Origin of the sequence: Solwaraspora sp. WMMA2056 (genome assembly GCF_030345095.1) — a bacterium.
Taxonomy (GTDB): domain Bacteria; phylum Actinomycetota; class Actinomycetes; order Mycobacteriales; family Micromonosporaceae; genus Micromonospora_E.
Window position 1 is genome coordinate 2,174,221 of the sequence record NZ_CP128360.1, and the last position, 20,558, is coordinate 2,194,778.

General features: G+C 73.3%; 20 protein-coding genes. 14 read left to right on the forward strand and 6 right to left on the reverse strand.

Features of this window, described 5'->3' with window-relative positions:
- The first annotated feature begins 40 nt into the window (after positions 1 to 40).
- From O7608_RS10035 to O7608_RS10055, 5 genes are all read left to right on the forward strand, one after another.
- Positions 41 to 1,285, forward strand: coding sequence for a sensor histidine kinase (locus O7608_RS10035; protein WP_289209678.1), 1,245 nt, complete (start codon positions 41 to 43; stop codon positions 1,283 to 1,285).
- Positions 1,282 to 2,010 carry a response regulator gene (locus tag O7608_RS10040; protein ID WP_289209679.1) on the forward strand — a complete coding sequence of 243 codons (729 nt, stop codon included), beginning with the start codon at positions 1,282 to 1,284 and terminating at the stop codon, positions 2,008 to 2,010. The genes O7608_RS10035 and O7608_RS10040 overlap by 4 nt, the downstream gene beginning before the upstream one ends.
- Before the next feature lie 96 nt (positions 2,011 to 2,106).
- The gene (locus O7608_RS10045) at positions 2,107 to 2,877 is read left to right on the forward strand and encodes an ABC transporter ATP-binding protein (RefSeq protein WP_289209680.1); all 771 of its coding nucleotides are present in this window, start codon (positions 2,107 to 2,109) and stop codon (positions 2,875 to 2,877) included.
- A gap of 7 nt (positions 2,878 to 2,884) precedes the next feature.
- Positions 2,885 to 5,449 carry an ABC transporter permease gene (locus O7608_RS10050; RefSeq protein ID WP_289209681.1) on the forward strand — a complete coding sequence of 855 codons (2,565 nt, stop codon included), beginning with the start codon at positions 2,885 to 2,887 and terminating at the stop codon, positions 5,447 to 5,449.
- 76 nt (positions 5,450 to 5,525) lie between these two features.
- Positions 5,526 to 7,688, forward strand: a complete 2,163-nt coding sequence (locus O7608_RS10055; protein WP_289209682.1) for a HelD family protein — start codon at positions 5,526 to 5,528, stop codon at positions 7,686 to 7,688.
- Between the two features lie 3 nt (positions 7,689 to 7,691).
- Here the strand turns inward: O7608_RS10055 and O7608_RS10060 are convergent, their stop codons facing one another.
- Together O7608_RS10060 and O7608_RS10065 are read right to left on the reverse strand one after the other, a co-directional pair.
- A complete protein-coding gene (locus O7608_RS10060) occupies positions 7,692 to 8,153 on the reverse strand; it encodes a hypothetical protein (RefSeq protein ID WP_289209683.1) in 462 nt (153 codons plus the stop codon).
- A gap of 9 nt (positions 8,154 to 8,162) precedes the next feature.
- Positions 8,163 to 9,074, reverse strand: a complete 912-nt coding sequence (locus O7608_RS10065) for a ParA family protein (RefSeq protein ID WP_289209684.1) — start codon at positions 9,072 to 9,074, stop codon at positions 8,163 to 8,165.
- A gap of 484 nt (positions 9,075 to 9,558) precedes the next feature.
- Between O7608_RS10065 and O7608_RS10070 the strand changes: the two genes are divergently transcribed.
- The gene (locus O7608_RS10070) at positions 9,559 to 10,152 is read left to right on the forward strand and encodes a hypothetical protein (RefSeq protein WP_289210847.1); all 594 of its coding nucleotides are present in this window, start codon (positions 9,559 to 9,561) and stop codon (positions 10,150 to 10,152) included.
- 89 nt (positions 10,153 to 10,241) lie between these two features.
- Here O7608_RS10070 and O7608_RS10075 read toward each other — a convergent pair whose 3' ends face one another.
- Positions 10,242 to 11,483 carry a CobW family GTP-binding protein gene (locus O7608_RS10075; RefSeq protein WP_289209685.1) on the reverse strand — a complete coding sequence of 414 codons (1,242 nt, stop codon included), beginning with the start codon at positions 11,481 to 11,483 and terminating at the stop codon, positions 10,242 to 10,244.
- 46 nt (positions 11,484 to 11,529) lie between these two features.
- Between O7608_RS10075 and O7608_RS10080 the strand changes: the two genes are divergently transcribed.
- The 7 genes from O7608_RS10080 (at position 11,530) to O7608_RS10110 (ending at position 17,179) form a co-directional block, all read left to right on the forward strand.
- Positions 11,530 to 11,985: a winged helix-turn-helix domain-containing protein gene (locus O7608_RS10080; protein WP_289209686.1), complete on the forward strand. Its 456-nt coding sequence runs from the start codon at positions 11,530 to 11,532 to the stop codon at positions 11,983 to 11,985.
- Positions 11,969 to 12,205: a 50S ribosomal protein L28 gene (rpmB, locus tag O7608_RS10085; RefSeq protein ID WP_289209687.1), complete on the forward strand. Its 237-nt coding sequence runs from the start codon at positions 11,969 to 11,971 to the stop codon at positions 12,203 to 12,205. Before O7608_RS10080 ends, rpmB begins: the two co-directional genes overlap by 17 nt.
- Positions 12,205 to 12,372, forward strand: a complete 168-nt coding sequence (gene rpmG, locus O7608_RS10090; RefSeq protein ID WP_282223713.1) for a 50S ribosomal protein L33 — start codon at positions 12,205 to 12,207, stop codon at positions 12,370 to 12,372. The genes rpmB and rpmG overlap by 1 nt, the downstream gene beginning before the upstream one ends.
- 292 nt (positions 12,373 to 12,664) lie before the next feature.
- Positions 12,665 to 12,949, forward strand: a complete 285-nt coding sequence (locus O7608_RS10095) for a HesB/IscA family protein (protein WP_289209688.1) — start codon at positions 12,665 to 12,667, stop codon at positions 12,947 to 12,949.
- 101 nt (positions 12,950 to 13,050) lie between these two features.
- A complete protein-coding gene (locus O7608_RS10100) occupies positions 13,051 to 15,384 on the forward strand; it encodes a putative bifunctional diguanylate cyclase/phosphodiesterase (RefSeq protein ID WP_289209689.1) in 2,334 nt (777 codons plus the stop codon).
- A gap of 101 nt (positions 15,385 to 15,485) precedes the next feature.
- The gene (locus tag O7608_RS10105; RefSeq protein ID WP_289209690.1) at positions 15,486 to 16,295 is read left to right on the forward strand and encodes an SAM-dependent methyltransferase; all 810 of its coding nucleotides are present in this window, start codon (positions 15,486 to 15,488) and stop codon (positions 16,293 to 16,295) included.
- A gap of 8 nt (positions 16,296 to 16,303) precedes the next feature.
- Positions 16,304 to 17,179, forward strand: coding sequence for a Sco1979 family transcriptional regulator (locus O7608_RS10110; protein ID WP_421361463.1), 876 nt, complete (start codon positions 16,304 to 16,306; stop codon positions 17,177 to 17,179).
- A 34-nt stretch (positions 17,180 to 17,213) separates the two neighbouring features.
- Here O7608_RS10110 and O7608_RS10115 read toward each other — a convergent pair whose 3' ends face one another.
- Both O7608_RS10115 and O7608_RS10120 read right to left on the reverse strand, forming a co-directional pair.
- Entirely contained in the window at positions 17,214 to 18,863 is a 1,650-nt protein-coding gene (locus tag O7608_RS10115; RefSeq protein ID WP_289209692.1) for a hypothetical protein, read from the reverse strand.
- Between the two features lie 97 nt (positions 18,864 to 18,960).
- The gene (locus tag O7608_RS10120) at positions 18,961 to 19,713 is read right to left on the reverse strand and encodes a YqjF family protein (protein WP_289209693.1); all 753 of its coding nucleotides are present in this window, start codon (positions 19,711 to 19,713) and stop codon (positions 18,961 to 18,963) included.
- A gap of 69 nt (positions 19,714 to 19,782) precedes the next feature.
- Between O7608_RS10120 and O7608_RS10125 the strand changes: the two genes are divergently transcribed.
- Entirely contained in the window at positions 19,783 to 20,250 is a 468-nt protein-coding gene (locus O7608_RS10125) for a PPOX class F420-dependent oxidoreductase (RefSeq protein WP_289209694.1), read from the forward strand.
- 30 nt (positions 20,251 to 20,280) lie between these two features.
- Here O7608_RS10125 and O7608_RS10130 read toward each other — a convergent pair whose 3' ends face one another.
- Positions 20,281 to 20,487 carry a hypothetical protein gene (locus tag O7608_RS10130; protein ID WP_289209695.1) on the reverse strand — a complete coding sequence of 69 codons (207 nt, stop codon included), beginning with the start codon at positions 20,485 to 20,487 and terminating at the stop codon, positions 20,281 to 20,283.
- Between the last annotated feature and the right edge of the window lie 71 nt (positions 20,488 to 20,558).

Sequence of the window (20,558 nt, forward strand, 5' to 3'; positions counted from 1 at the left end):
GCCGGCCGGTCCCGCACCTGACCGTGGGTACGCTCGCAGCATGTCGATGCCCACGCCGGTCCTCCCGCGCTGGCTGCGGCGCGGTCGTGACCTGCTGTTCGACCTCGCCATCGTCGCCGTCGTCGGCTCCGCGTCGGTGATCGCCGGCGGCGCGTACGGCACGATCGGCATCGTGCACGGGGTCCTGATGGCGCTGCCGCTGTTCGCCCGTCGTCGCTTCCCGGTCGCCACGTTCGCCGTGGTCGCCGGCCTTGCCGCCGCCCAACTGCTCGCCGGCGACACCTTCACCCTGCTGCCGCACGACGTGGCGATCTTCGTCGCGCTCTACTCGGTGGTGAAGTACGCCCGCCGCGCCTGGGTCGGGTTCGCCGCCCTCGGCGTCACCCTGTTCGGCTGTTTCGCGGCCGCCGTACTGCTCAGCCCGTCAGGCCCCGGCCAGCCGTGGCTCGACCAGTACATCCTCACGCTGGCCGCCTCGGTCACCATCGGGGTGACGCTGCTCGGCCTGACCGTGCGGATCCGGCACCTGTACGTACTCAGCCTGGAGGAACGCGCCGCCACCGCCGAACGCGAACGCGACCACCTGGCCCGGATCGCCGTCGTCGAGGAACGCGGCCGGATCGCCCGCGAACTGCACGACATCATCGCCCACTCGCTGTCGGTCATGATCGTGCACGCCGACGGCGGCCGGTTCGCCCTCGACCGCGACCCGGAACGCACCCGGTCCGCGTTGACCACGATCGGTGCCGCCGGCCGGGAAGCGCTCGGCGAGATGCGGCAGCTGATCGACGTACTGCGTCATCCGGAGCGCTCCCCCGAATCGGTGGTGGAACGCCCGCGCGGCGCCCTCGACCAGGTGGGCGAGGCGGTGGCGAAGGCCCGGGGCGCCGGGCTGGCCGTCGAGTTCGCGGTGACCGGCACCGCGCCGGAGGTGCCCGACGGGGTCTCCCTCGCCGTCTACCGCATCGTGCAGGAGTCGCTGACCAACGTCCTGAAACACGCAGGGGAGCGGACCACGGCGCGGGTGTCGATCACGTACACCCGGCAGGCCATCACCATCGAGGTGGTCGACGACGGCGGCCGCCGGGCGGCCGCGGCGCCCGCGCTGACCAACGTCACCCCGCTGCCGCTGCCGGCCGCCGCGCTGCCGGCCGGTGGGCACGGCCTGATCGGCATGCGCGAGCGGGCCGGACTGTACGGCGGCGAGTTCACCGCCGGCCCGCGGCTCGACGGCGGCTGGCAGGTCCGCGCGTCGATCCCGCTGAGCCTGGCGGCGGCGGCATGACCGGCGGCGCGACGACCGCCGGCGGCCCGGCGACCGAGGGCTCCGCCGCCGCCCCGGGCGCTGCCATCCGGGTCGTCCTCGTCGACGATCAGGCCCTGGTCCGGGCCGGCTTCCGGATGGTGCTCGACTACTCCGGCGACATGACCGTGGTCGGCGAGGCCGGCGACGGCGCCGAGGCACTGCGGCTGCTGCGTACCGTCGACGCCGACGTCGTCGTGATGGACGTACGGATGCCGGTCCTCGACGGCGTCGAAGCCACCCGGCGCATCTGCGCCACCGGACCCACCCCCCGGGTGCTGGTGCTGACCACCTTCGACACCGAGTCCGACGCCTTCGCCGCACTGCAGGCCGGGGCGAGCGGATTCCTGCTCAAGAGCGTCCCACCGGAGGAGCTGCTGGCCGCGATCCGGGTGATCGCCGCCGGCGACTCGGTCGTCGCGCCCCGGATCACCCGCCGACTGCTGGACCGCTTCGCCGGGCAGCTGGTCACCGCCGGGTCGGCCGCCCCCACCGTCGACGGGCTCACCGACCGGGAACGTGAAGTGCTGCTGCTGCTCGGCCAGGGGCTGTCCAACGCAGAGATCGCCGGCCGGCTCACCGTCGCCGAGGCGACCGTCAAGACCCACGTCGGGCGGATCCTGGCCAAGCTGGGGCTACGGGACCGGGTCCAGGCCGTCGTGCTGGCGTACGAGACGGGGTTGATCCGCCCCGGAAGTACGACCTGAGGCGTACGCCGGCCCCGGAGTGCGACCCGCGACGGACCCGGAAGTGACGTAGAACGGCGGACGCCGCGCACCGCCCGCGTCCCTAGCGTTACCGGCATGTCAACGATCACTTCGACCGCGGCAGCGGTCACCGCCACCGGCCTGTCCAAGGTGTACGGCAACGGTGCGGCGGCGGTCACCGCACTGGACGGCGTCGACATCGCCTTCGCCACCGGCCAGTTCCACGCCATCATGGGCGCCTCCGGGTCCGGCAAGTCGACCCTGATGCACTGCCTCGCCGGGCTGGACCGCCCCACCGCCGGATCCGTCCGGATCGGCGACACCGAGATCACCCGGCTCGACGACCGCCGGCTGACCATGCTGCGGCGCGACCGGATCGGCTTCGTCTTCCAGCGCTACAACCTGCTGCCCACCCTCACCGCCCTGGAGAACGTCACCCTGCCGGTGGCGATCGCCGGCGGCCGGATCGACAGCGACTGGCTGCGGCAGGTGGTGGCCGCCGTCGGGCTCACCGACCGGCTCGGCCACCGCCCCGCCGAACTCTCCGGCGGGCAGCAGCAGCGGGTCGCCGTCGCCCGCGCCCTGATCACCCGCCCGGCGGTGATCTTCGCCGACGAACCGACCGGCAACCTGGACTCCCGTTCCGGCGCCGAGGTGCTGCGGCTGCTGCGTGACGCCGTCGACCAGCTCGGCCAGACCGTCGTGATGGTGACCCACGACCCGCTCGCCGCCACCCGCGCCGACCGGGTCACCTTCCTCGCCGACGGCCGCCGGGTCACCGACCTGGACCGCCCCGACGTCGACGCCATCCTCGACGTGATGTCCCGCCTGGACTCCGCCGGGCGCGACGCCCACGCGGGCAGGTGAACCGGAGATGCTGCGGCTCACCCTGCGCTCCCTGCGCGCCAACGCCACCCGACTGCTGCTCTCCTCGCTGGCGATCGTCCTCGGCGTCGGCTTCGTCACCGGCACCCTGATCTTCTCCGACGGGCTGACCGCCGCCACCGAGGAACGCGCCGGCCTGCTCGACCGCTTCGTCGACGTCGAACTGACCCGCGACTTCGACGTACCGCCCGGTGTGGCCGGCGCACCCGACATCGACGGCGCGATCCTGCCGACCGGCCTTGTCGACGCCGTCCGACAGGTCGACGGGGTCGCCGCCGCCGAAGGCACCTTCAGCTCATTCGGCATCGGGCTGCTCGGCCCGGACGACCAGTCCATTCCCGGCATGAACGGCATGGTCACCGTCCCGGCGGACCCCCGACTCGCCGGTCTGCCGCTGGCCGCCGGTCGGCTGCCGCAACGGCCCGGCGAGACCGTGCTGGACGCCCGGACCGCCGACCGCCGCGACATCGCCGTCGGCGACCAGATCCGGGTCGCCGCCGCCGACCGGCAGCCGCAGCCGTTGCAGGTGGTCGGCCTGGTCGACGTCGCCGGCACCGGCGTCGACTCCGGTGGCGCGCTGCTCGGCATGGTCGACGCCGACGCCCGCCGGCTCATCGGCCGTACCGACCCGGACCGGGTGCTGGTCGTCGCCGAACCCGGCGTCGGCCAGGCCGAACTGGCGCAACGGCTGCGTACCGCCGTCGGCGGCTACGTCGTCACCCGCACCGGTGCACAACTGCGCGCCGACGCGCTGGACCACACGGTCGGCAACGGTGAGCAGTTCACCCGCCTGCTGCTGGCGTTCGCCGCGATCGCGGTCTTCGTCGCCGGCTTCGTCATCGCCAACACCTTCACCATCCTGCTCGCCCAACGCACCCGGGAGACCGCGCTGCTGCGGCTCGTCGGCGCCACCCGGGCGCAACTGTTCCGCGCCGGCATCGTCGAGGCCGCCGCCGTCGGGCTGATCGGCGCGGTCTGGGGACTGCTGCTCGGGGTGGTGGCCGCCGCCGGCCTGCGCCAGCTCTACGCCGAGCTGGGCGCCGGTACGCCGAGCGGCACCGTGGTCAGCCTGCGTACCGTCGCGGTCGCCCTGATCTGCGGCGTCGGCGTCACCGTCGGCGCGGCGCTGCTGCCGGCCTGGCGCGGCACCGCCGTACCGCCGGTCGCCGCGCTGACCGACGCGGCACTGACCGTCGCCCGCCCGGTCGGCCGGCTGCGGCTCGGCACCGGCCTGCTGCTGATCGCCGTCGGCGTGCTCGGGCTGGTCGTCGCCGCTCGGCTGGAGGACCTGCTGGTCGTCGTCGCCGGTGGCATCCTGACCTTCCTCGGCCTGGTGCTGGCCAGCCCGTTGATCGTGCCGGCGGTCACCCGGGGGCTCGGCCGGCTGACCGGGTGGGCCGCCGGGCCGACCGCCCGGCTCGCGGTCGCCAACGCGGTCCGCAACCCGCGCCGCGCCGCCGCCACCGCGATGGCCCTGGTGATCGGCATCGGCCTGGTCACCTCGTTCGCGGTCGGCGCGCACAGCGTCAAGCGGGCGGTGGAGCGGGAGGTCGACACCCGGATCGGAACCGGGTTCGTCGTACAGTCCGATCTGGACCCGGTGCCGCCGGAGCTGATCGATCGGCTGCGTGACCTGCCGGAACTCGGTGTGGTGTTCGCGGACGCCGAGGTGTACGGGGCACCCGGCGGCTTCGACGTGGCCGCCGCCCACCCCGACCTGCTGGCCAAGGCGGAACTGACGGTGGTCGACGGGGACGTCCGCGAACTCGGCCCGGGCCGGGTGATCGTCAACGAGGCGACCGGGTACGCCGTCGGCGACCGGATCCGCCTGGAACCGGACCCGGCAGATGCTGCAGATCCTGCTGATCAGGTCCGGCCGGTCGGGCAGGCCCGCGACGCCGTCGTCGTCGCGGTCCTCGCCGACCCGCCCGGCGGCGACCAGCCGGTCCCCGCCACGGTGCTGGCCGTCGAAGAGGACGTCACCGCCGCCTACCCCGGCGTCGACACCTGGCTGGTGCAGCTCGACCCGGCCACCGGCGTCGACGATCAGGCTGCCCGCGAGGCAGTGGAGTCGATCGTGGTCAGCTACCCGTTCGTGACGTTCGTCGACCGGGCCGCGTACGCCGAATCACGCACCAGCACCGTCGACACGGTCCTGCAGTTCGTGCTCGCCCTGCTGGCCCTGGCGATCCTCATCTCACTGCTCGGCCTGGCCAACACCCTCACCCTGTCGGTCGTCGAACGGACCCGGGAGAACGCCCTGCTGCGGGCGGTCGGCCTGACCCGGGGGCAACTACGTCGGATGCTCGCCACCGAGGCGGTGCTGACCGCGGTCAGCGGTACGGCGTGCGGCATCGCGATCGGCGTGGCCGGGGCGTTGAGCGCGCTCGCCGTCCTCAACAACGCCGAGGACGGGATCTTCGCGCTGCAGGTGCCATGGGCACAGCTCGGCGTGATCGTCGCCGGCGCGGCGGTCGCCGCCCTGGTCGCCTCGGTGCTGCCGGCCCGCCGCGCGCTACGGCAACCCGTGGTCACCTCGCTGGCCGCCGAATAGGTCGGAGCCGGGGCTGCCGGGCGGCGGCACCGGCCGGTACGGTGTGGCGAGCCTGCCGACCTGGGGAGGGACGCCCATGGCCGACATGTCCGCGGAGATCGCCGCCGAGCAGGAGCATTTCGACGCCGCCGCCGCCGAACGGGACCGCCGCCGCACCCGGCTCGACGCGCTCGCCGGCAGCGGCGCCGACAAGGCGGCGGCGGCCCGGCTGCGCCAGTACGCCACGACAGCCGCCCGGGCCCTCGGCGACGCCGACGAGGCGGTCGCGTTCGGCCGCATCGACGCCGACTCCGGCCCCGCGCTGTACCTCGGCCGGCACCTGATCAGCGCCGACGGCAGCGCCGATCCGCTGGTGGTGAACTGGCAGGCACCGGCCGCCGCCCGCTACTTCACGGCCAGCCCGGACGACCCGCAGGGCCTGGTCCGCAAACGCAGCTACCGGTGCACCGGCAACACCATCGAGCACCTCGACGACGTACTGTTCGCCGAGATCGCCGCCGGCGTGGCCGCAGCGGCCGGCGGCCCGGAGCCCGGCGGCGCGGCCGGGGTCGACGCCCACCTGCTCGCCGAGCTGGCCCGGGGCCGCACCGGGACGCTGCGCGACATCGTCGCCACCATCCAGGCCGCCCAGTACGAACTGATCCGTTCCCCGCTGGACCAGGTGCTCGTCGTCGAGGGCGGGCCCGGCACCGGCAAGACCGCGATCGCCCTGCACCGGGTCTCCTGGCTGCTGTTCCAGCACGCCGACCTGGCCGCCGACGACGTGCTGGTGGTCGGGCCGCATCCGACGTTCATGCGCTACATCAGCCAGGTGCTGCCCGGCCTCGGCGACGCCGAGGTCGAGCTGCGCGACATCAGCCGGCTCGCCCCGGCGGTACGGCGGGGCCGGGCCGAACCGGCGGCGGTGGCCCGGCTCAAGGGGGACGCCCGGATGGCCGGGCTGCTCGACCGGGCCCTGCGTAACCGGATCGGCACCCCCGATCCGGCGGAGCGGCTGCTGCTCGGCAGCCGGTTCGTCACCCTGCCCGGCGAGCAGGTGCAGGCGGCGCTGGACGCCGCAGCAGCCGCCGACCTGCCGTACAGCGGCCGCCGGCAGCTGTTCCGGGACCGGCTCGCCGACCTGGTCCACGACCGGGCCGGGGTCGACCCGCGCGGCGAACCGGCGCTGGCCAACCTGGTCGAACGGCTCTGGCCGCAGCAGACCCCGCCGGTGTTCCTGCGTGGCCTGCTCGCCTCCCGGCCCCGGTTGCGGGCCGCCGACGACGCCGGGTTCACCACCGAGGAGCTGGCCCTGCTGCACCGCCGGGGCGCCGACCGCATCTCCGAGGAGGTCTGGTCCGCCGCCGACCTGCCGCTGCTCGACGAGCTGGACCATCTCATCGACGGCGCACCGCAGCGCCGGTACGGACACGTGGTGGTCGACGAGGCGCAGGACCTGTCGCCGATGCAGCTGCGGGCGGTGGCCCGACGCAGCCGCACCGGGTCGTGCACCGTACTCGGCGATCTGGCCCAGTCCACCGGGGCCTGGGCCCGTGACAGCTGGGACGAGGTGACCCGGCACCTGCCGGCGACCCACCCGGTACGGGTCGCGCCGCTACGGTACGGCTACCGGGTGCCCCGGCAGGCGTACCAGTTCGCCGCCCAGCTGCTGCCGGTCGCCGCGCCGCAGGTGACCCCGCCGGAGGTGGTCCGCGACGGGCCGGCCGAGCCCGGCGTGCACCGGGTCGGGCTGACCGAACGGGCCGGCCGGGTCGTCGCCGTCGCCACGGCGCACGCCGAGAAGGGCGCGTTCGTCGGCATCGTCTGCCCGCCGCGCTGCCGCCGCGAGGTGGAGGCGGCCCTGGCCGACAACGAGGTGACCTGGAGCAGCGCCCAGCAGGGTGACCTCGGGTCGGCGATCAACCTGGTCAGTCCGGCCGAGGCCAAGGGGTTGGAGTTCGACGCCGTGGTGGTCGTCGAGCCGGAGCAGATCGTCGCCGACGACGACCGTGGCCACCGGATGCTGTACGTCGCGTTGACCCGGACCACCGGACATCTGGACGTGGTCTGCGTCGGCGAGCCGATGCCGTTGGCGGCACCGCGCCCGGCCACGTCCGGCGCGACCGACGACCAGCCCGAGTTCACCGACCGGGTCGCCCGTCAGCTCGCCGAGCATCTCGCCGGCCAGCTGCGCGCGGGTGCGCCGGCCGCGCACTGGGCCCAGGTCCTCGACGAGGTACGCCGTCAACTGGACAGCTGAGCCTCAGCCGCCGGCGGCCGGGCGGCTCAGGACCGCCGAGGTGAGCCGGCGCCCCACCGTCGCCTGCACGATGCTCTTGCCGATGGTGGCCTTGGTCGCCCGGCTGGGCAGCGCCACGCCGAGTTCGGCGGCCAACGTCCGCAACTCGGCGACCTTCAGCCCCAGATCGTCGAGGTACCGGCCGGCGGCCACCCGGTCGTCGATCGAAGCCAGATCGGCGCGGATCCGTTCGGTGTCGACGACGGTCGGTGCCTTCGCGGCCGTGCTGCGGGTCCGCCGGGCGGGCGGCGGCTGCGGTACGGACGACGCCGGTGTCGACGCCGACTCCGCCGGTGTCGACGCGCCGGTGACGGACAGCGCAGCGTTGCCGTCGGCGAGCGCGGCGAGCTGATCCGGTGTCAGGCTACGCAGGAAATCGGCGACCCGGATCAGGACGGCGTGGGACAGGTCGGCGGGGCTGGTCACGACGGACTCCTACGGGCGGATCTTGGCGAGGAACTCACTGGTGAGCTGTTGCAGCTCGTACTGGACGTTGATGTTCGCATCCGGCATCAGCACCGCCGGCAGCCCCTGCTCGCCTGCGGCGGCGAACACGGTCTTGCTGTCCCGGATCATCTGCTGGAAGCGCGGGATCTCGATGGTGGCGGGATGACCGATGAAGTTGCGCAGCGCCAACAGTGGGCCGTGACCGGTGTACTGCACCATCGTGAAGACGATGCCGAGGATCTCCGGGCTGATCTGGTCGGCTTTGCCGACGGCGACCCGGTTGTAGTCGGTGACCAGCTCGGAGACCTTCTTGCGCAGATAATCGATGCCGAGGGTGGACAGGTAGTCGGGGCGCGCCGGGATCAGGATGTGATCGCTGGCCACGATTCCGGTCCGGGTCACCATAGTGAAATTCGGCGGACAGTCGACCAGGACCACCTGATATCCGGCGAAGGCCGGGGCGGCCAGCGCGTCGGCGAGCGCCCGGTGCAGCGCGAGGAAGCGCGGACTGCCGTGTTGGAACCGGGAGCCGCCGAGACTGGCCGCGAAGTCCAGATCGGCATCGGTGAGCATCAGATGTGACGGCACCAGGTCGAGACGTCCCGGCCCGGCCTGGCTGATCACCTCGTTGACAGTCGGCGGGGTGTACACGTACCGGTCCAGAGGTGCGGCACCGCCACCGTCGAGCACGTCACCGAACCACTGCAGAATCGTCCGTTCGTCGGCCAGTTCCCGTTCCCACCCGGTCGGTTCGACGAACGAGAACGTCAGGCTCGCCTGCGGGTCCAGGTCGATCATCAGGACCTGGTGCCCCCGGTACGCCAGTTCGGCGCCGATGTTGGCGGTGAGCGTGGTCTTCCCGACGCCACCTTTGTAGTTGATGACGGACACCACGGTCATCGGCCGCTCCGCACACACATGGTCAGCAGCATGCCACGCCACGACCACCTCTTGGCAGGCCTGGAAGGCCCCGGCAGGCCTGCCCGTTCCAACCTGCCTGGGCGTCCTGGCGGACCGGTACTGCGGTAGCGCAGTATTCCCCAGGGGAATAATCATTCCTCTGAGGTATATCGCCCGGACAGATCTCCCTCTGGGGTGCCGTAACGGACGGTGACATGTCAGGCCGGCACCCCGGGCCGATGGACCGGTCCCCGGGCGGGGAATGGCCGGCCGGCCCGCGTGGTTGTACATGGTCGCGACGCACGGAAGGCCAGCCCCGAGCGGGCGAGAAGCCGCCGCCGCGTCCCCGTACCACCCGGACGACCGTTTACCGCACACCCCACACGACCGCCCGCCCCGGCACGCTTGAGGGGCCCGGGTGGCGGGTGTGCCCCCTCGGAAAACGGAAGGTGGACCCCCTATGACCACGATCATCACCCGCACCCTGGCCACCAGCCTGCGCACCACCGCCCTGGGCATCGCCGGTCTCGCCCTGGCCGGCGGCGCGATCGCCGGCCCCGCGCTGGCCGCCGACCACGCCCCCACCGCCCTGGCCGCACCCGCCGCAGCAGCCGCGAGCGACAGCGGCAGTGTCGACACCGCCAAGCTGATCCCGCACGGTGTGCAGGGCGAACAGTCCCGCATCACCCTGTCGGGCGAGCAGACCGACAACGTCAAGGGCATCATCGCCGCCACGAAGAAGGCCGGCATGGACGAGCGGGCCGCCGTGGTCGCGATCGCGACCGCGCTGCAGGAGTCGAAGTTGGAGAACCTGGGCCACCTGGGTGACCGTAACGACCACGACTCGCAGGGCCTGTTCCAGCAGCGGCCGTCGTCGGGTTGGGGCACGGTGGAGCAGATCACCGACGTCGAGTACTCGACCACCGCGTTCCTCAACGGGCTGAAGCAGGTCGACGGCTGGCAGGACATGCCGCTGACCGAGGCCGCGCAGACCGTGCAGGTGTCGGCGTACCCGGACCACTACGCCCAGTGGGAGACCCAGGCCGCCGAACTCGTCGCCCAGCACTGGAACAGCTGACCGCAACAGGCACCACGGAGCAGCACGGCATCTGCAAGGGCCGGACCCCGTACCCAGGGTCCGGCCCTTGCCCGTGTGCCCAGGGCGGCTCAGCAGCCGGTGAACGGGTCCGGTAGGGCCCGCCAGCCGGCTTCGCCGTCGGCGAGCTCGGCGTCGGTGAGCAGGCAGGCGGCGAGCCGTCGGTGCAGGCCGGCGGGGTCGAGGTCGACGCCGACGAAGACCAGGTGCTGGTGCCGGTCGCCGTAGTAGGGGTCCCACTCCATCGCGGCGGCCAGTCGCCGCTGCGCGCTGGCCTGCTCCCACTCGGCGTCGGGTACGGCGGCCAGCCACGGGCCGAGGGTGCGTAGGCCGAGGCCGCCACCGGCGCTTTCCCAGCCGAGCACGGTCTCCGGCTGGCTGGCCAGCCAGATGTGGCCGCGCGAGCGCAGCGCCTCCGCCGTCAGGTCGTCCAGTGCGGCGTGCAGCCGGCCCGGGTGCAGCGGCCGCCGGGCGCGGAACACCGCCGAGACGATGCCGCAGTCGGCGACCGGCTCGTGCACACCGAGGGTGTAGCCCTCGATGCCACGGGTGAGCACGTCCGGGGTTTCCGGACGGTGCCGGGCGGTGTGCCGCAGTCGGGCGGCGAGCCAGCCGGCGTCGACGACCGGCTGGTCGCCGGCGCGCAGGTGGACCGCCCAGGGGGCCATCCGGTGCAGCAGGACACCGAGCCGGTGGGTTTCGAAGTCGCCGCCGTCGGCCTCACCCCAGAGCACCACCGTGTCGGCGTACTCGATCTGCCGGGCGATGACGTCGGCCAGCGCGCGGTGGTCGTCGGGGGCGGCGTGGATACCGAGGTGGACCAGGTCGTCGGTGCTGATCAGGCCGTCGAGCAGGTGTTCGGCGGCGACCACGGTGACGTACGAGTCGAACCGGACGAGGTCGTCGATGGCCGCGCCGCCGACGCGGCAGTGCCGGCAGGCGGCGGCGACCGCTTCGGGTTCGACGACCTCGGGCAGGACGAGCACGATGTCGCTGCCGGGCCGGTCGGTCGCGAGCCGGGCCAGGGTGGGCAGGACGTCCTCGCGCAGGGTGCAGGAGACGCAGCCGTGGACGAGATCGACGCGGACGTCCTCGACGATCCCGGTGCCGTCCCGGACGACCCGGTGCACGGTGCCGTCGCGTACTCCGCTGAGGTCGTGGCGGACGATCAGCAGGCTCGGGTCGGCGGCGAGCAGGGTCCGGGCGACGGCCATCGTGGCGGCGGGCCAGAAGCCGGTCAGGACGGTGACCGCCGGGCGGATGTCGGCGGGTGGCCGGGCGGTACGGCCGGCCGGAGCGAGCGGTGACGGCATTCACGTTCCCCTCGACGTACTTGAAAACGGTTGTCATTATAGCGGGATGGACGCCGACGTACGACTCCGCCTCATCGCGTTGCTCGAGCGGTTGCTCGACGAGCCGCCCGCCGCCGGTACCCACCCGGCCGGACCGGTCGAGCTGGTCGATCCCGCCGCGCTGCGTATCTACCCGGACTCGCGGACCGTGTTCCTGGGGTTGGCCGAGATCGCGCTCACCCGGCGCGAGTTCGACCTGCTGCTCTGCCTGGCTGGTCGCCCCCGACAGGTCTTAACCCGGGAACAGCTGCTCGATCAGGTGTGGGGGCACCGGCGCAGTGGCCCACGCAGCGTCGACGTGCACGTGCGGCGGCTGCGCGCCAAGCTCGGTGACGACCTGCCCGTGGTGCGCACCATCCACGGGGTCGGCTACCGGTTGGACGGGGCCGTCCCGGTCGCGGTGCTACGCTCTAATGATAACGATTCCCATTATCACAGGAGTGTCCATGTCCCGACGATGTGACGTCACCGGCGCCACCCCTAGCTTCGGCAACGCCGTGTCCCACTCGCACCGGCGCACCCGCCGGCAGTGGCGACCCAACCTGCAACGGCACCGGTACTGGCTGGCCGCCGAGCGCCGCTGGATCACCCTGACCCTCACCGCCGGAGCCATGCGGACCGTCGACCGTCGCGGCATCGAGGCCGTCGTCGCCGACCTGCGGGCGAAGGGAGCGCGGATCTGATGGCCCGACAGACCGCCCTCCGCCCGGTGATCAAGCTGCGCAGCACCGAAGGCACCGGCTACACGTACGTCACCCGGAAGAACCGCCGCAACGATCCGGACCGGCTGGTGCTACGCAAGTACGACCCGGTGCTGCGCCGCCACGTGCTGTTCCGCGAGGAGCGCTGAGCGTTCCCGGCGAGTGCCGGCCGCCGCGCGGCGAGCGTCGAGGAGTCGCGCGGGAAACGCCGGGATCACCCGGGGAAATTTGACGGGCCGGCGGATGTCGGGCACGGTGGGTGGCAGACGGCCGCCGACCGACCCAGTACCTGGAGCTTCCGCCGCCCGCCCTGACCGCCCGCCGCGCCCTGTCCGCCGCGCCGTCAGAAATCCCGCAGATCCCGATCCCGCCGCACGCCGATCGTGTGGTGTCGCGTGCCGGGCACGCCCGCCGGTGACCATAACCAGCCGAGGAGTCGCAATGCTGACCATGACCGACAACGCCGTGTTCGTGATCCGGGAGATCGCCGCGCAGCAGCAGGCGCCGGAGAGCGCCGGACTGCGGATCGCCGCCGACCCGACCGCAGGTTCGCTCACGCTCACCCTCGCCGACCAGCCGGACACCGGTGACCAGGTGGTGGACTCCTCCGGTGCCCGGGTCTTTCTCGACCCCGACGCCGCCGCCATGCTGCAGGACAAGGCTCTCGACGCGGCCGTCGACGACGACGGCGGGGTGCGGTTCGGCATCGCCAGCCAGGCCGGCTGAGTCGACGTCCGGTCCGCCGGGACCGTCCACCTGGTCAGGTCCCTTGTAAACTCGCCGACAGCCTACCGAGCAACATCCGTACGGGACGATAGATTCCGCCGGTGGCAGCAGACCGTCCGGTGCCGGCGCGGCCCCGACGAGCCGGTACGGCGGCCCTCGGCGTCGGCGTCGGGGCCGCCACGGTCGAGGTCGTCTGGCTCGTCGCCGGTGGACCGGCGGCGGCGCTCGCCAGCGACCTCGGCGCCACCGTCGTCGCGGGCTGCGCCACCGTCGCCTGCGCCGAGACCGCCGGTCGGCACCCGCCGGCGCTGCGCCGCTTCTGGCTGCTGCTGGCGGCCACCATGGGGCTGGCCGCCGCCGGCCGTACCATCTGGACGGTCAACCGGCTCGGTGCCGACGGGCTGCCGCACACCCCGCTGATCGGCGCGGTCTTCGTCGCCGGCATCGTCACCGGCACCGCCGCGCTGCTGTCGGCGGTGTCCGCGCCCCGCAGCGGGCTGGGCCGGGCCCGGGTGGTGCTCGACGGGGTGATCGTCGGACTCGCGCTCGTCCCGGTCGCCTGGGTCGTGGTCTACCGGGACATGGCCGGTGCCGACCTGGACGGCACCGCCCGCAGCCTGGGCATGTTCTACCCGATGCTGGACCTGATCCAGCTCGTCGTGCTGATCTCGGTCGCCGCGCCGGCACGCCCACTGTGGCCGCCGCTGACCCTGCTCGGCGCCAGCCTCGCCCTGCGCGCCGGAGCCGACGCGGTGTACGTGTCGCTGATCGCCCAGGGGCAGTACCAGGCCGGGCATCCGATCGACGTCTGCTGGCCGTTGAGCTACCTGCTGGTCGCCTGCGCCAGCCGCTACCCGCCCCCGGCCGACCTTGGCCGCCTCGACGAGACCGCCGAACCCGCGCCGATACCGTGGTGGCGGGTGGCGCTGCCGTACCTGACGGTGGGGGCGGCGATCGTGGCGATCGTCGTCGCCGGGCAACCCGTACCGGTGGTGCAGGGCAGTGCGGTGGCGCTGCTCGCGGCGCTCGCCCTGCGTCAGGCGTTGGCCGCCAACGAGAACCGGCGGCTGGCCGCGCGGCTGCGGCAACTCGCCTACACCGACCAGTTGACCGGCCTGCCGAACCGGCTGCTGTTCACCCGGCGGCTCCGGCAGGCCATCGTCGCCCGACGTGGGCACGGCGACCAGCCGGGAGAGCCGTACCCGGATTCCGTGGCCGACCCCGACCGGGCCGCCGTCGCGGTCCTGCTGCTCGACCTCGACGGGTTCAAACAGGTCAACGACCGGTTCGGCCATGCCAGCGGCGACGCCGTACTGGCCGAGGTCGCGACCCGGATGCGGGCGGTCGTGGCCGGCGCGGGGCTGACCGCCCGGCTCGGCGGCGACGAGTTCGCCGTCCTGCTCGACCCGTCGGCCGGCCCGGAGCCGGACCGCCGTGACGATCCGGCGGCCGATCCCGAACGGCTGGCGCAGCGGCTGCTGGCCGCGCTCGCCGACGGCAGCGGCACGTCGGCGAGCATCGGCATCGCCGCGTATGGGCCGCAGCACACCGGTGACGCCGACCTGCTGCGTGACGCCGACATCGCCATGTACGCGGCGAAGGCGGCCGGCAAGTCGGCGTACCGGTTCTGCACGCCGGCCCTGCGGGAGGCGGCGGTGACCCGCGCCGACCTGATCGCCGACCTGCGCCGCGCGGTCGACGACGGCGACCAGTTCGAGCTGGCGTACCAGCCGATCGTCGAGGTCGGCAGCGGGGTGGTCCGGGCGGCCGAGGCGCTCGTACGGTGGCGGCATCCCCGGCACGGGCTGCTCAGCCCCGCCCGGTTCCTGCCGCTGGCCGAGGAGACCGGGCTGGTGCTGCCGCTGGACCGGTGGGTGCTCGCCGCCGCCTGCCGGGACGCGGCGTCCTGGCAGGACCTGGCGCCGGGCATGTCGGTGGCGGTGAACCTGGCCCCGGCCCATCTGCTCCGTGCCGATCTGGTCGGTACGGTCGACGAGGCGCTGACGGCGGCCGGGCTCGCACCGGCCGGGCTGACCCTGGAGCTGACCGAGACGGCGTTGATCGACAGCGCCGACGAGGTGCTCGCCGGCCTGCGCCGGCTGCGGGAGCTGCGGGTACGGATCTCGATCGACGACTTCGGCACCGGCTACTCGTCGCTGAGTTACCTGCACCGGTTGCCGGCCACCGACCTGAAGATCGACCGCAGTTTCGTCGACCGGCTCGACACCCGGGACGCGACCGCGTACGCGACGGTCGAGATGGTCACCCGGTTGGCGGATGCGTTCGGGCTGGTCGTGGTCGCCGAGGGGGTGGAGACCGAGACGCAGCACCGGGCGGTCGCGGCGATCGGCTGCCCACGCGGGCAGGGCTACCGGTACGGCCGGCCGCAGCCGGTCGCCGACCTGCGGCGGCTGCTCGCCGTACCGCCGAGGTGATCAGAAAACGATGTGGAAATTCTACAAGCGACCTTGGCGGCGATGATCGTCGGGGCTATAGTGCGAACCGTTCGTTCATGCCCGAATCGTGAGGATGCACCGTGGTCGACGACCCCTCGAACGGGCCCGCTCCAGCGCCCAAGCTGGACACCACCGTTCCGCAGACCGCCCGGATCTGGAACTACCTGCTCGGCGGCAAGGACAACTACGCCGTCGACCGGGAGGTCGGCGACCAGATCCGCGACGCCTTCCCGGAGATGGCGCAGAACGCCCGGCTGTCCCGGGACTTCCTGGCCCGCGCGGTGCGCCACCTGGCCGGCCCCGCCGGCGTCCGCCAGTTTCTCGACATCGGCACCGGCCTGCCGACCGCCGACAACACCCACGAGGTCGCCCAGGCGGTGGCACCCGAGGCCCGGATCGTCTACGTCGACAACGACCCGCTGGTGCTGGTGCACGCCCGGGCCCTGCTGACCAGCACCCCGCAGGGCGTCACCGACTACATCGACGCCGACCTGCGCGATCCGGAGTCGATCCTGCGGGAGGCCGGCCGTACCCTCGACTTCAGCCAGCCGGTCGCGCTGATGCTGATGGGGATTCTCGGTCACATCGCCGACGACGACGATGCCGCAGGCATCGTCGGCCGCCTGCTCGACGCGTTGCCGTCCGGCAGCTACCTGGCCCTCTACGACGGTGCCGACACCAGTCCCGGCGTGGTCGAGGCCGCCCGGATCTGGAACGAATCGGCCAACCCGCAGTACCACCTGCGCAGCCCACAGCGGATCAGCCGGTTCTTCGACGGGCTCGACCTGGTCGAGCCGGGGGTGGCACCGGTGAACCGCTGGCGGCCGGAGCCGGACCAGGCGCGGCTACCCGAATCCGACCAGTACTGCGGCGTCGGCCGCAAGCCGTAGCCGCCGCCATCATCGTGGTCGGGCAGCACGGGCAGCCGACCGGCGGACCTACGGTCCGCCGGATGCAGCTCGGTGCCCGGCTGCGCCGGCTGCGGGAGGCGAACGGGGTCAGCCGGGAGGACGCCGGTTGGGCGATCCGGGCCTCCGAGTCCAAGATCAGCCGGATGGAGCTGGGCCGGGTCGGATTCAAGGAACGCGACGTCGACGACCTGCTCACCCTCTACGGCGTCGTCGACCTCGCCGAGCGGACGGCGCTGACCACCCTCGCCCGGGAGACGAACCAGCCGGGCTGGTGGCACCCGTACGCCGACCTGCTGCCCACCTGGTTCCAGTACTACCTGGACCTCGAATCGGCGGCCAGCCTGATCCGTACGTACGAGATCCAGTTCGTGCCGGGGCTGCTGCAGACCGAGGAGTACGCGCGGGCCGTCGTCAGCATCGGGTTCAGCGGCTCCGGTGCCGCCGAGGTGGAGCGGCGGGTCGAGCTGCGGATGGCCCGCAAGCGGGTGCTCGACCGACCGGACGCGCGGATCTGGGCGGTGGTCGACGAGGCGGTGCTGTGCCGGCCGATCGGCGGGACCCGGGTGCTGCGCGGTCAGATCGAAGCGCTCGCCCAGATCAGCGAGCTGCCGGGCGTACGGCTGCAGGTGGTGCCGTTCCGCAGCGGCGGCCACGCCGCCGCCGGCGGTGCCTTCAGCATCCTGCGCTTCCCGGAGCAGGAACTGGCCGACGTGGTCTACCTGGAGCACCTGACCAGCGCGCTCTACCTGGACAAGCGGGAGGACGTCGACCGGTACGCGGCCGCCGTCGGCCGGCTGTTCATCGAGGCCGAACCGCCCGACGCCAGCCGCGACCTGCTGCACCGCGCCCTACGCGACCTGTGACCCAGCTACCCACCGTCGTCCCGCGTCCGCCTGCCTATTCGGTGGTCAAGCCCAGGCTGACCAGTACCGCCCCCTGGTAGAGCACCAGCGGCTCGCCGGTGCCGTCCCGGCGGACCAGCACCAGGGCATCCTCCGGCCCCGGCGGACGGCTGCCCCCGCGATCCGACCGCAGCGAGACGAGCAGGTACGCGCCGTCGGGGGTCGCCAGCACACCACCCACCCGCTGCCCGGAGCCGCCGCCGGTGGCGATCTCGGTGCGGTGGCCCGCGCCGTCGGTGAGCAGCACCCGGTCGACGCGCAGCTCGCCGTCCTCGTCGTGCAGATCGTGCAGCACCGTGCCGTCCGGGAACGCGGTCCGGGGAGTCGCCAGCGATCCGGCGGTGGTGACGGTGCCGGCTGTGTCGATGGTCATGGCGTCACCGCTGGGCCCCAGCCGCAGCGCCGCCAGGGACGCCCCGGTCGAGGGCAGAACCGTGGCCGACGACACCCCCCGCAGGTCGGGGCCCGGCCGTGCGGTCGCGCTCGCCAGATCGACCGACCAGACCCGGTTGGGCAGGTCGGCGTCGCGGCGCACATCCGCGTCGTACGGCAGCTCGACGACCAGCGCCGCCTCGCCGGCCACCGCGACGGCGAGGCTGCCCGCCACCGGGGGCAGATCGGTCGGACCTGGCCGGCCCGCGTCACCGGCCGGGGCGGTCGGCGACGTACCGGCGGGCGACGCACCGGCCGGCTCGGGTGCCTCCGTCACCGGCACCACCGACCCCGATGTCAGGTCCAGCACCGCCAACCGCCGGGCACCGGACCCGGTCTCCTCCACCAGCGCGTACCGGCCGGCCGGCGCGAACGTCACGTCGCCGACCGGGCTGAGCAGGGTGCGGACCACGCCGTCGGGCTGGACCACGCTCACCGCCCGCAACCCGTCCCGCAGGTGTGTCACGGCGAACCCGGCGTCGGTGAAGACCCCGGAGACGAAGGTACGGGCGACCTCGACCGTCGGGCGCCAACTCCCGTCGGCCGTGTCCGCGATGATCAGCCGCGCCGGCCGCTCGTCGGTCAGCGCGGCCAGCAGCCGTCCGTCCGGTGCGGCGGCGAACGGGTAGGTGGGCAGCGAGATCGCCGGGCTGACGGCCCCGGTGGTCAGGTCGACCCCGCCGAACCGGTCGCCCGGTCGCTCCTGCCAGATCACGCCGCCGTGCTCGGCGACGACGCAGGCCGCCTCCACCGCCGGCTGCTCGACCGTGCCGTCCGGGCGAACGATCAGGCAGCGGGGCCCGGTGATCGACAACTGCGGGCCGACCCCGGTCGCGGTCCGGAGGTAGACGTGGTCGGGCAGTGCGACGTCGATGATCCGGCCGTCGGTGAGCAGGGCGGCCCGTCGGTCCTCGGCGAGCCCGTCGGCGACGGTCGGGAAGCGGGGGTCGCCGAGTGCGATCTCGGCATGGCGGCGGTCGGGTGCCACCCCGGCGATCTCGTCGCCGAAGCGCTCCACCGCCACCAGCCCGGTCAGGTCGGTACGGCGTTCGTCGGCCACCGCCACGGCGAACACCGCCGGACCGAGCCCACGGACCTGCTCCGGCAGCTGCCCGACGCGGGCCGGCAACTGCGACGCGCCCCCGTCGACACAGCCGGCGGTCGTCACCACCAGCACCGTCGTCGCGACCACTGCCCACCATCGTCGTGCCATCCCCGCATTGTGATCTTCGGGGGCAAGTTCCGCGACCGCAGCGCCGGCCGCACGCCGGGACGGCCGCTCTCAGGTCACGACGGCCGGCCGGCCGGTCTCACGGCACGGCGACCGGGGCGCCGAAGCGGACCGGTACGCCGGGGGAGTAGAGCACACTCACCGGTGGTCCGTCCGGGGCGGGCAGCCCGGCGGCGACGAGCAGGCCGTCGTCCAGGTCCACCAGCTCCGCCCGGTGCAACGGCCACCGAGGGTGGTCGTTCGGCAGGTAGCGGGTCCGGCCGTACACCCGCTCGTGCAGACCCCAGCGGGCGGTGAGGAAATGCTCCAGCGGGGTCGGCTCGGCGATCGGCGCGCCGACCCGGACCGACATCCGGCTGGCCGCGCCGCGCGGCCCCGGCCACCGCCGCCGGCACCGGTAGGTGAGGGTGTCACCGGTGCGGTCCAGCCGCATCCACGACCACCGGTACGGCAGCCGCAGGCTGGCCAACGCCACCAGCACCGGCACCAGCCGGGCCGCGTCCAGCGAGCGGAACACCACGGCCCGCCGACCCGCGTCGTCCACCGAGTAGAGCCGTACGTTGGTCTCGCAGAAGGTCCCCAGGTACGGGATGCCGGGCCCGGCGAACATGCCGACGCCGACCATCCGGAACCCGATCAGCCCGACGTAGGTGACGCCGTCGACGGTGTCCGGCCGGGTGCCGGGCGGTAGCAGCCCGGCGACCACCGACGGGTCCACCGGCCAGTGCAGGAACGCCAGATCGTGCCAGCTCTGCACGAGCACCGGGCGGCGGACCGGCCGGGTGGCGGTCGGGGTGATCGGCTCACACGGCGGTCGGCCAGCAGCGGGCATGGGATCATTGTGCCGGTCCGGTCCAGATGCGCCCGCAGGTCGTGGGCGCCGACCCGAGGGAGCCCACCCGTGGCACGTGCCATCGCGACGAACACCCGGGTCGACCGGGCCGGGCTGGTGGATTTCCTGCGGACCCGGCACCGGGCGGTGCTGACCACGACCCGGGCCGACGGTCGCCCGCAGTCCTCGCCGGTGACCTGCGGCGTCGACACCGACGGGCGGCTGGTCGTCGCCACCTACCCGGACCGGGCCAAGGCGGTGAACATCCGCCGCGACCCCACGGTGTCGGCGGTGGTGCTCTCCGACGACTGGAACGGGCCGTGGGTGCAGGTCGACGGCACCGCCACCGTCGTCGACCTGCCGCAGGCGTTGGACGGGCTCGTCGAGTACTACCGCTGCATCGCCGGCGAACACCCGGACTGGGACGAGTACCGCGAGGCGATGCGGCGGCAGGGCAAGTCGTTGATCCGGCTGACCATCGACAGGTGGGGGCCGGTCGCCACCGGTGGCTTCCCGCCCCACCTCGCCGACGCCTGACCGGTACGGGTCACCCGGGACCGGTTCCGGTCACTCGGACGGTTCCGGCAGGTCGCAGTCGACCTGCGGGTTGACGCCGATGTAGTTCAGCGGGCCGGCGAGCACCGTGACGATGGTGCTGCCGGCGTGCGCGCAGTTGGTGTCGTCGCGTTCGAAGTAGCCACGTTGCACCGCCGCCACCAGACCGATGACCAGCCAGATGAGCACGATCACCCCGGATATCGAACCGCGTCGCATCGTTTCCTCCTCAAGGTCACTTCGCCGTACCGGCCCGTCTCGGGCGGGGGCCCGTCGGGTTCCGCGTCGGC

What these genes read in the sequence shown, in the direction of transcription:
- O7608_RS10095 (WP_289209688.1), top strand. Translation starts at nt 12,665, where the DNA reads ATGCTGACCATGACCGACAACGCCGTGTTCGTGATCCGGGAGATCGCC.
- O7608_RS10120 (WP_289209693.1), bottom strand. Translation starts at nt 19,713, where the DNA reads ATGCCCGCTGCTGGCCGACCGCCGTGTGAGCCGATCACCCCGACCGCC.
- O7608_RS10130 (WP_289209695.1), bottom strand. Translation starts at nt 20,487, where the DNA reads ATGCGACGCGGTTCGATATCCGGGGTGATCGTGCTCATCTGGCTGGTC.
- O7608_RS10050 (WP_289209681.1), top strand. Translation starts at nt 2,885, where the DNA reads ATGCTGCGGCTCACCCTGCGCTCCCTGCGCGCCAACGCCACCCGACTG.
- O7608_RS10065 (WP_289209684.1), bottom strand. Translation starts at nt 9,074, where the DNA reads ATGACCGTGGTGTCCGTCATCAACTACAAAGGTGGCGTCGGGAAGACC.
- O7608_RS10075 (WP_289209685.1), bottom strand. Translation starts at nt 11,483, where the DNA reads ATGCCGTCACCGCTCGCTCCGGCCGGCCGTACCGCCCGGCCACCCGCC.
- O7608_RS10045 (WP_289209680.1), top strand. Translation starts at nt 2,107, where the DNA reads ATGTCAACGATCACTTCGACCGCGGCAGCGGTCACCGCCACCGGCCTG.
- O7608_RS10055 (WP_289209682.1), top strand. Translation starts at nt 5,526, where the DNA reads ATGGCCGACATGTCCGCGGAGATCGCCGCCGAGCAGGAGCATTTCGAC.
- rpmG (WP_282223713.1), top strand. Translation starts at nt 12,205, where the DNA reads ATGGCCCGACAGACCGCCCTCCGCCCGGTGATCAAGCTGCGCAGCACC.
- O7608_RS10115 (WP_289209692.1), bottom strand. Translation starts at nt 18,863, where the DNA reads ATGGCACGACGATGGTGGGCAGTGGTCGCGACGACGGTGCTGGTGGTG.
- O7608_RS10035 (WP_289209678.1), top strand. Translation starts at nt 41, where the DNA reads ATGTCGATGCCCACGCCGGTCCTCCCGCGCTGGCTGCGGCGCGGTCGT.
- rpmB (WP_289209687.1), top strand. Translation starts at nt 11,969, where the DNA reads ATGTCCCGACGATGTGACGTCACCGGCGCCACCCCTAGCTTCGGCAAC.
- O7608_RS10040 (WP_289209679.1), top strand. Translation starts at nt 1,282, where the DNA reads ATGACCGGCGGCGCGACGACCGCCGGCGGCCCGGCGACCGAGGGCTCC.
- O7608_RS10080 (WP_289209686.1), top strand. Translation starts at nt 11,530, where the DNA reads ATGGACGCCGACGTACGACTCCGCCTCATCGCGTTGCTCGAGCGGTTG.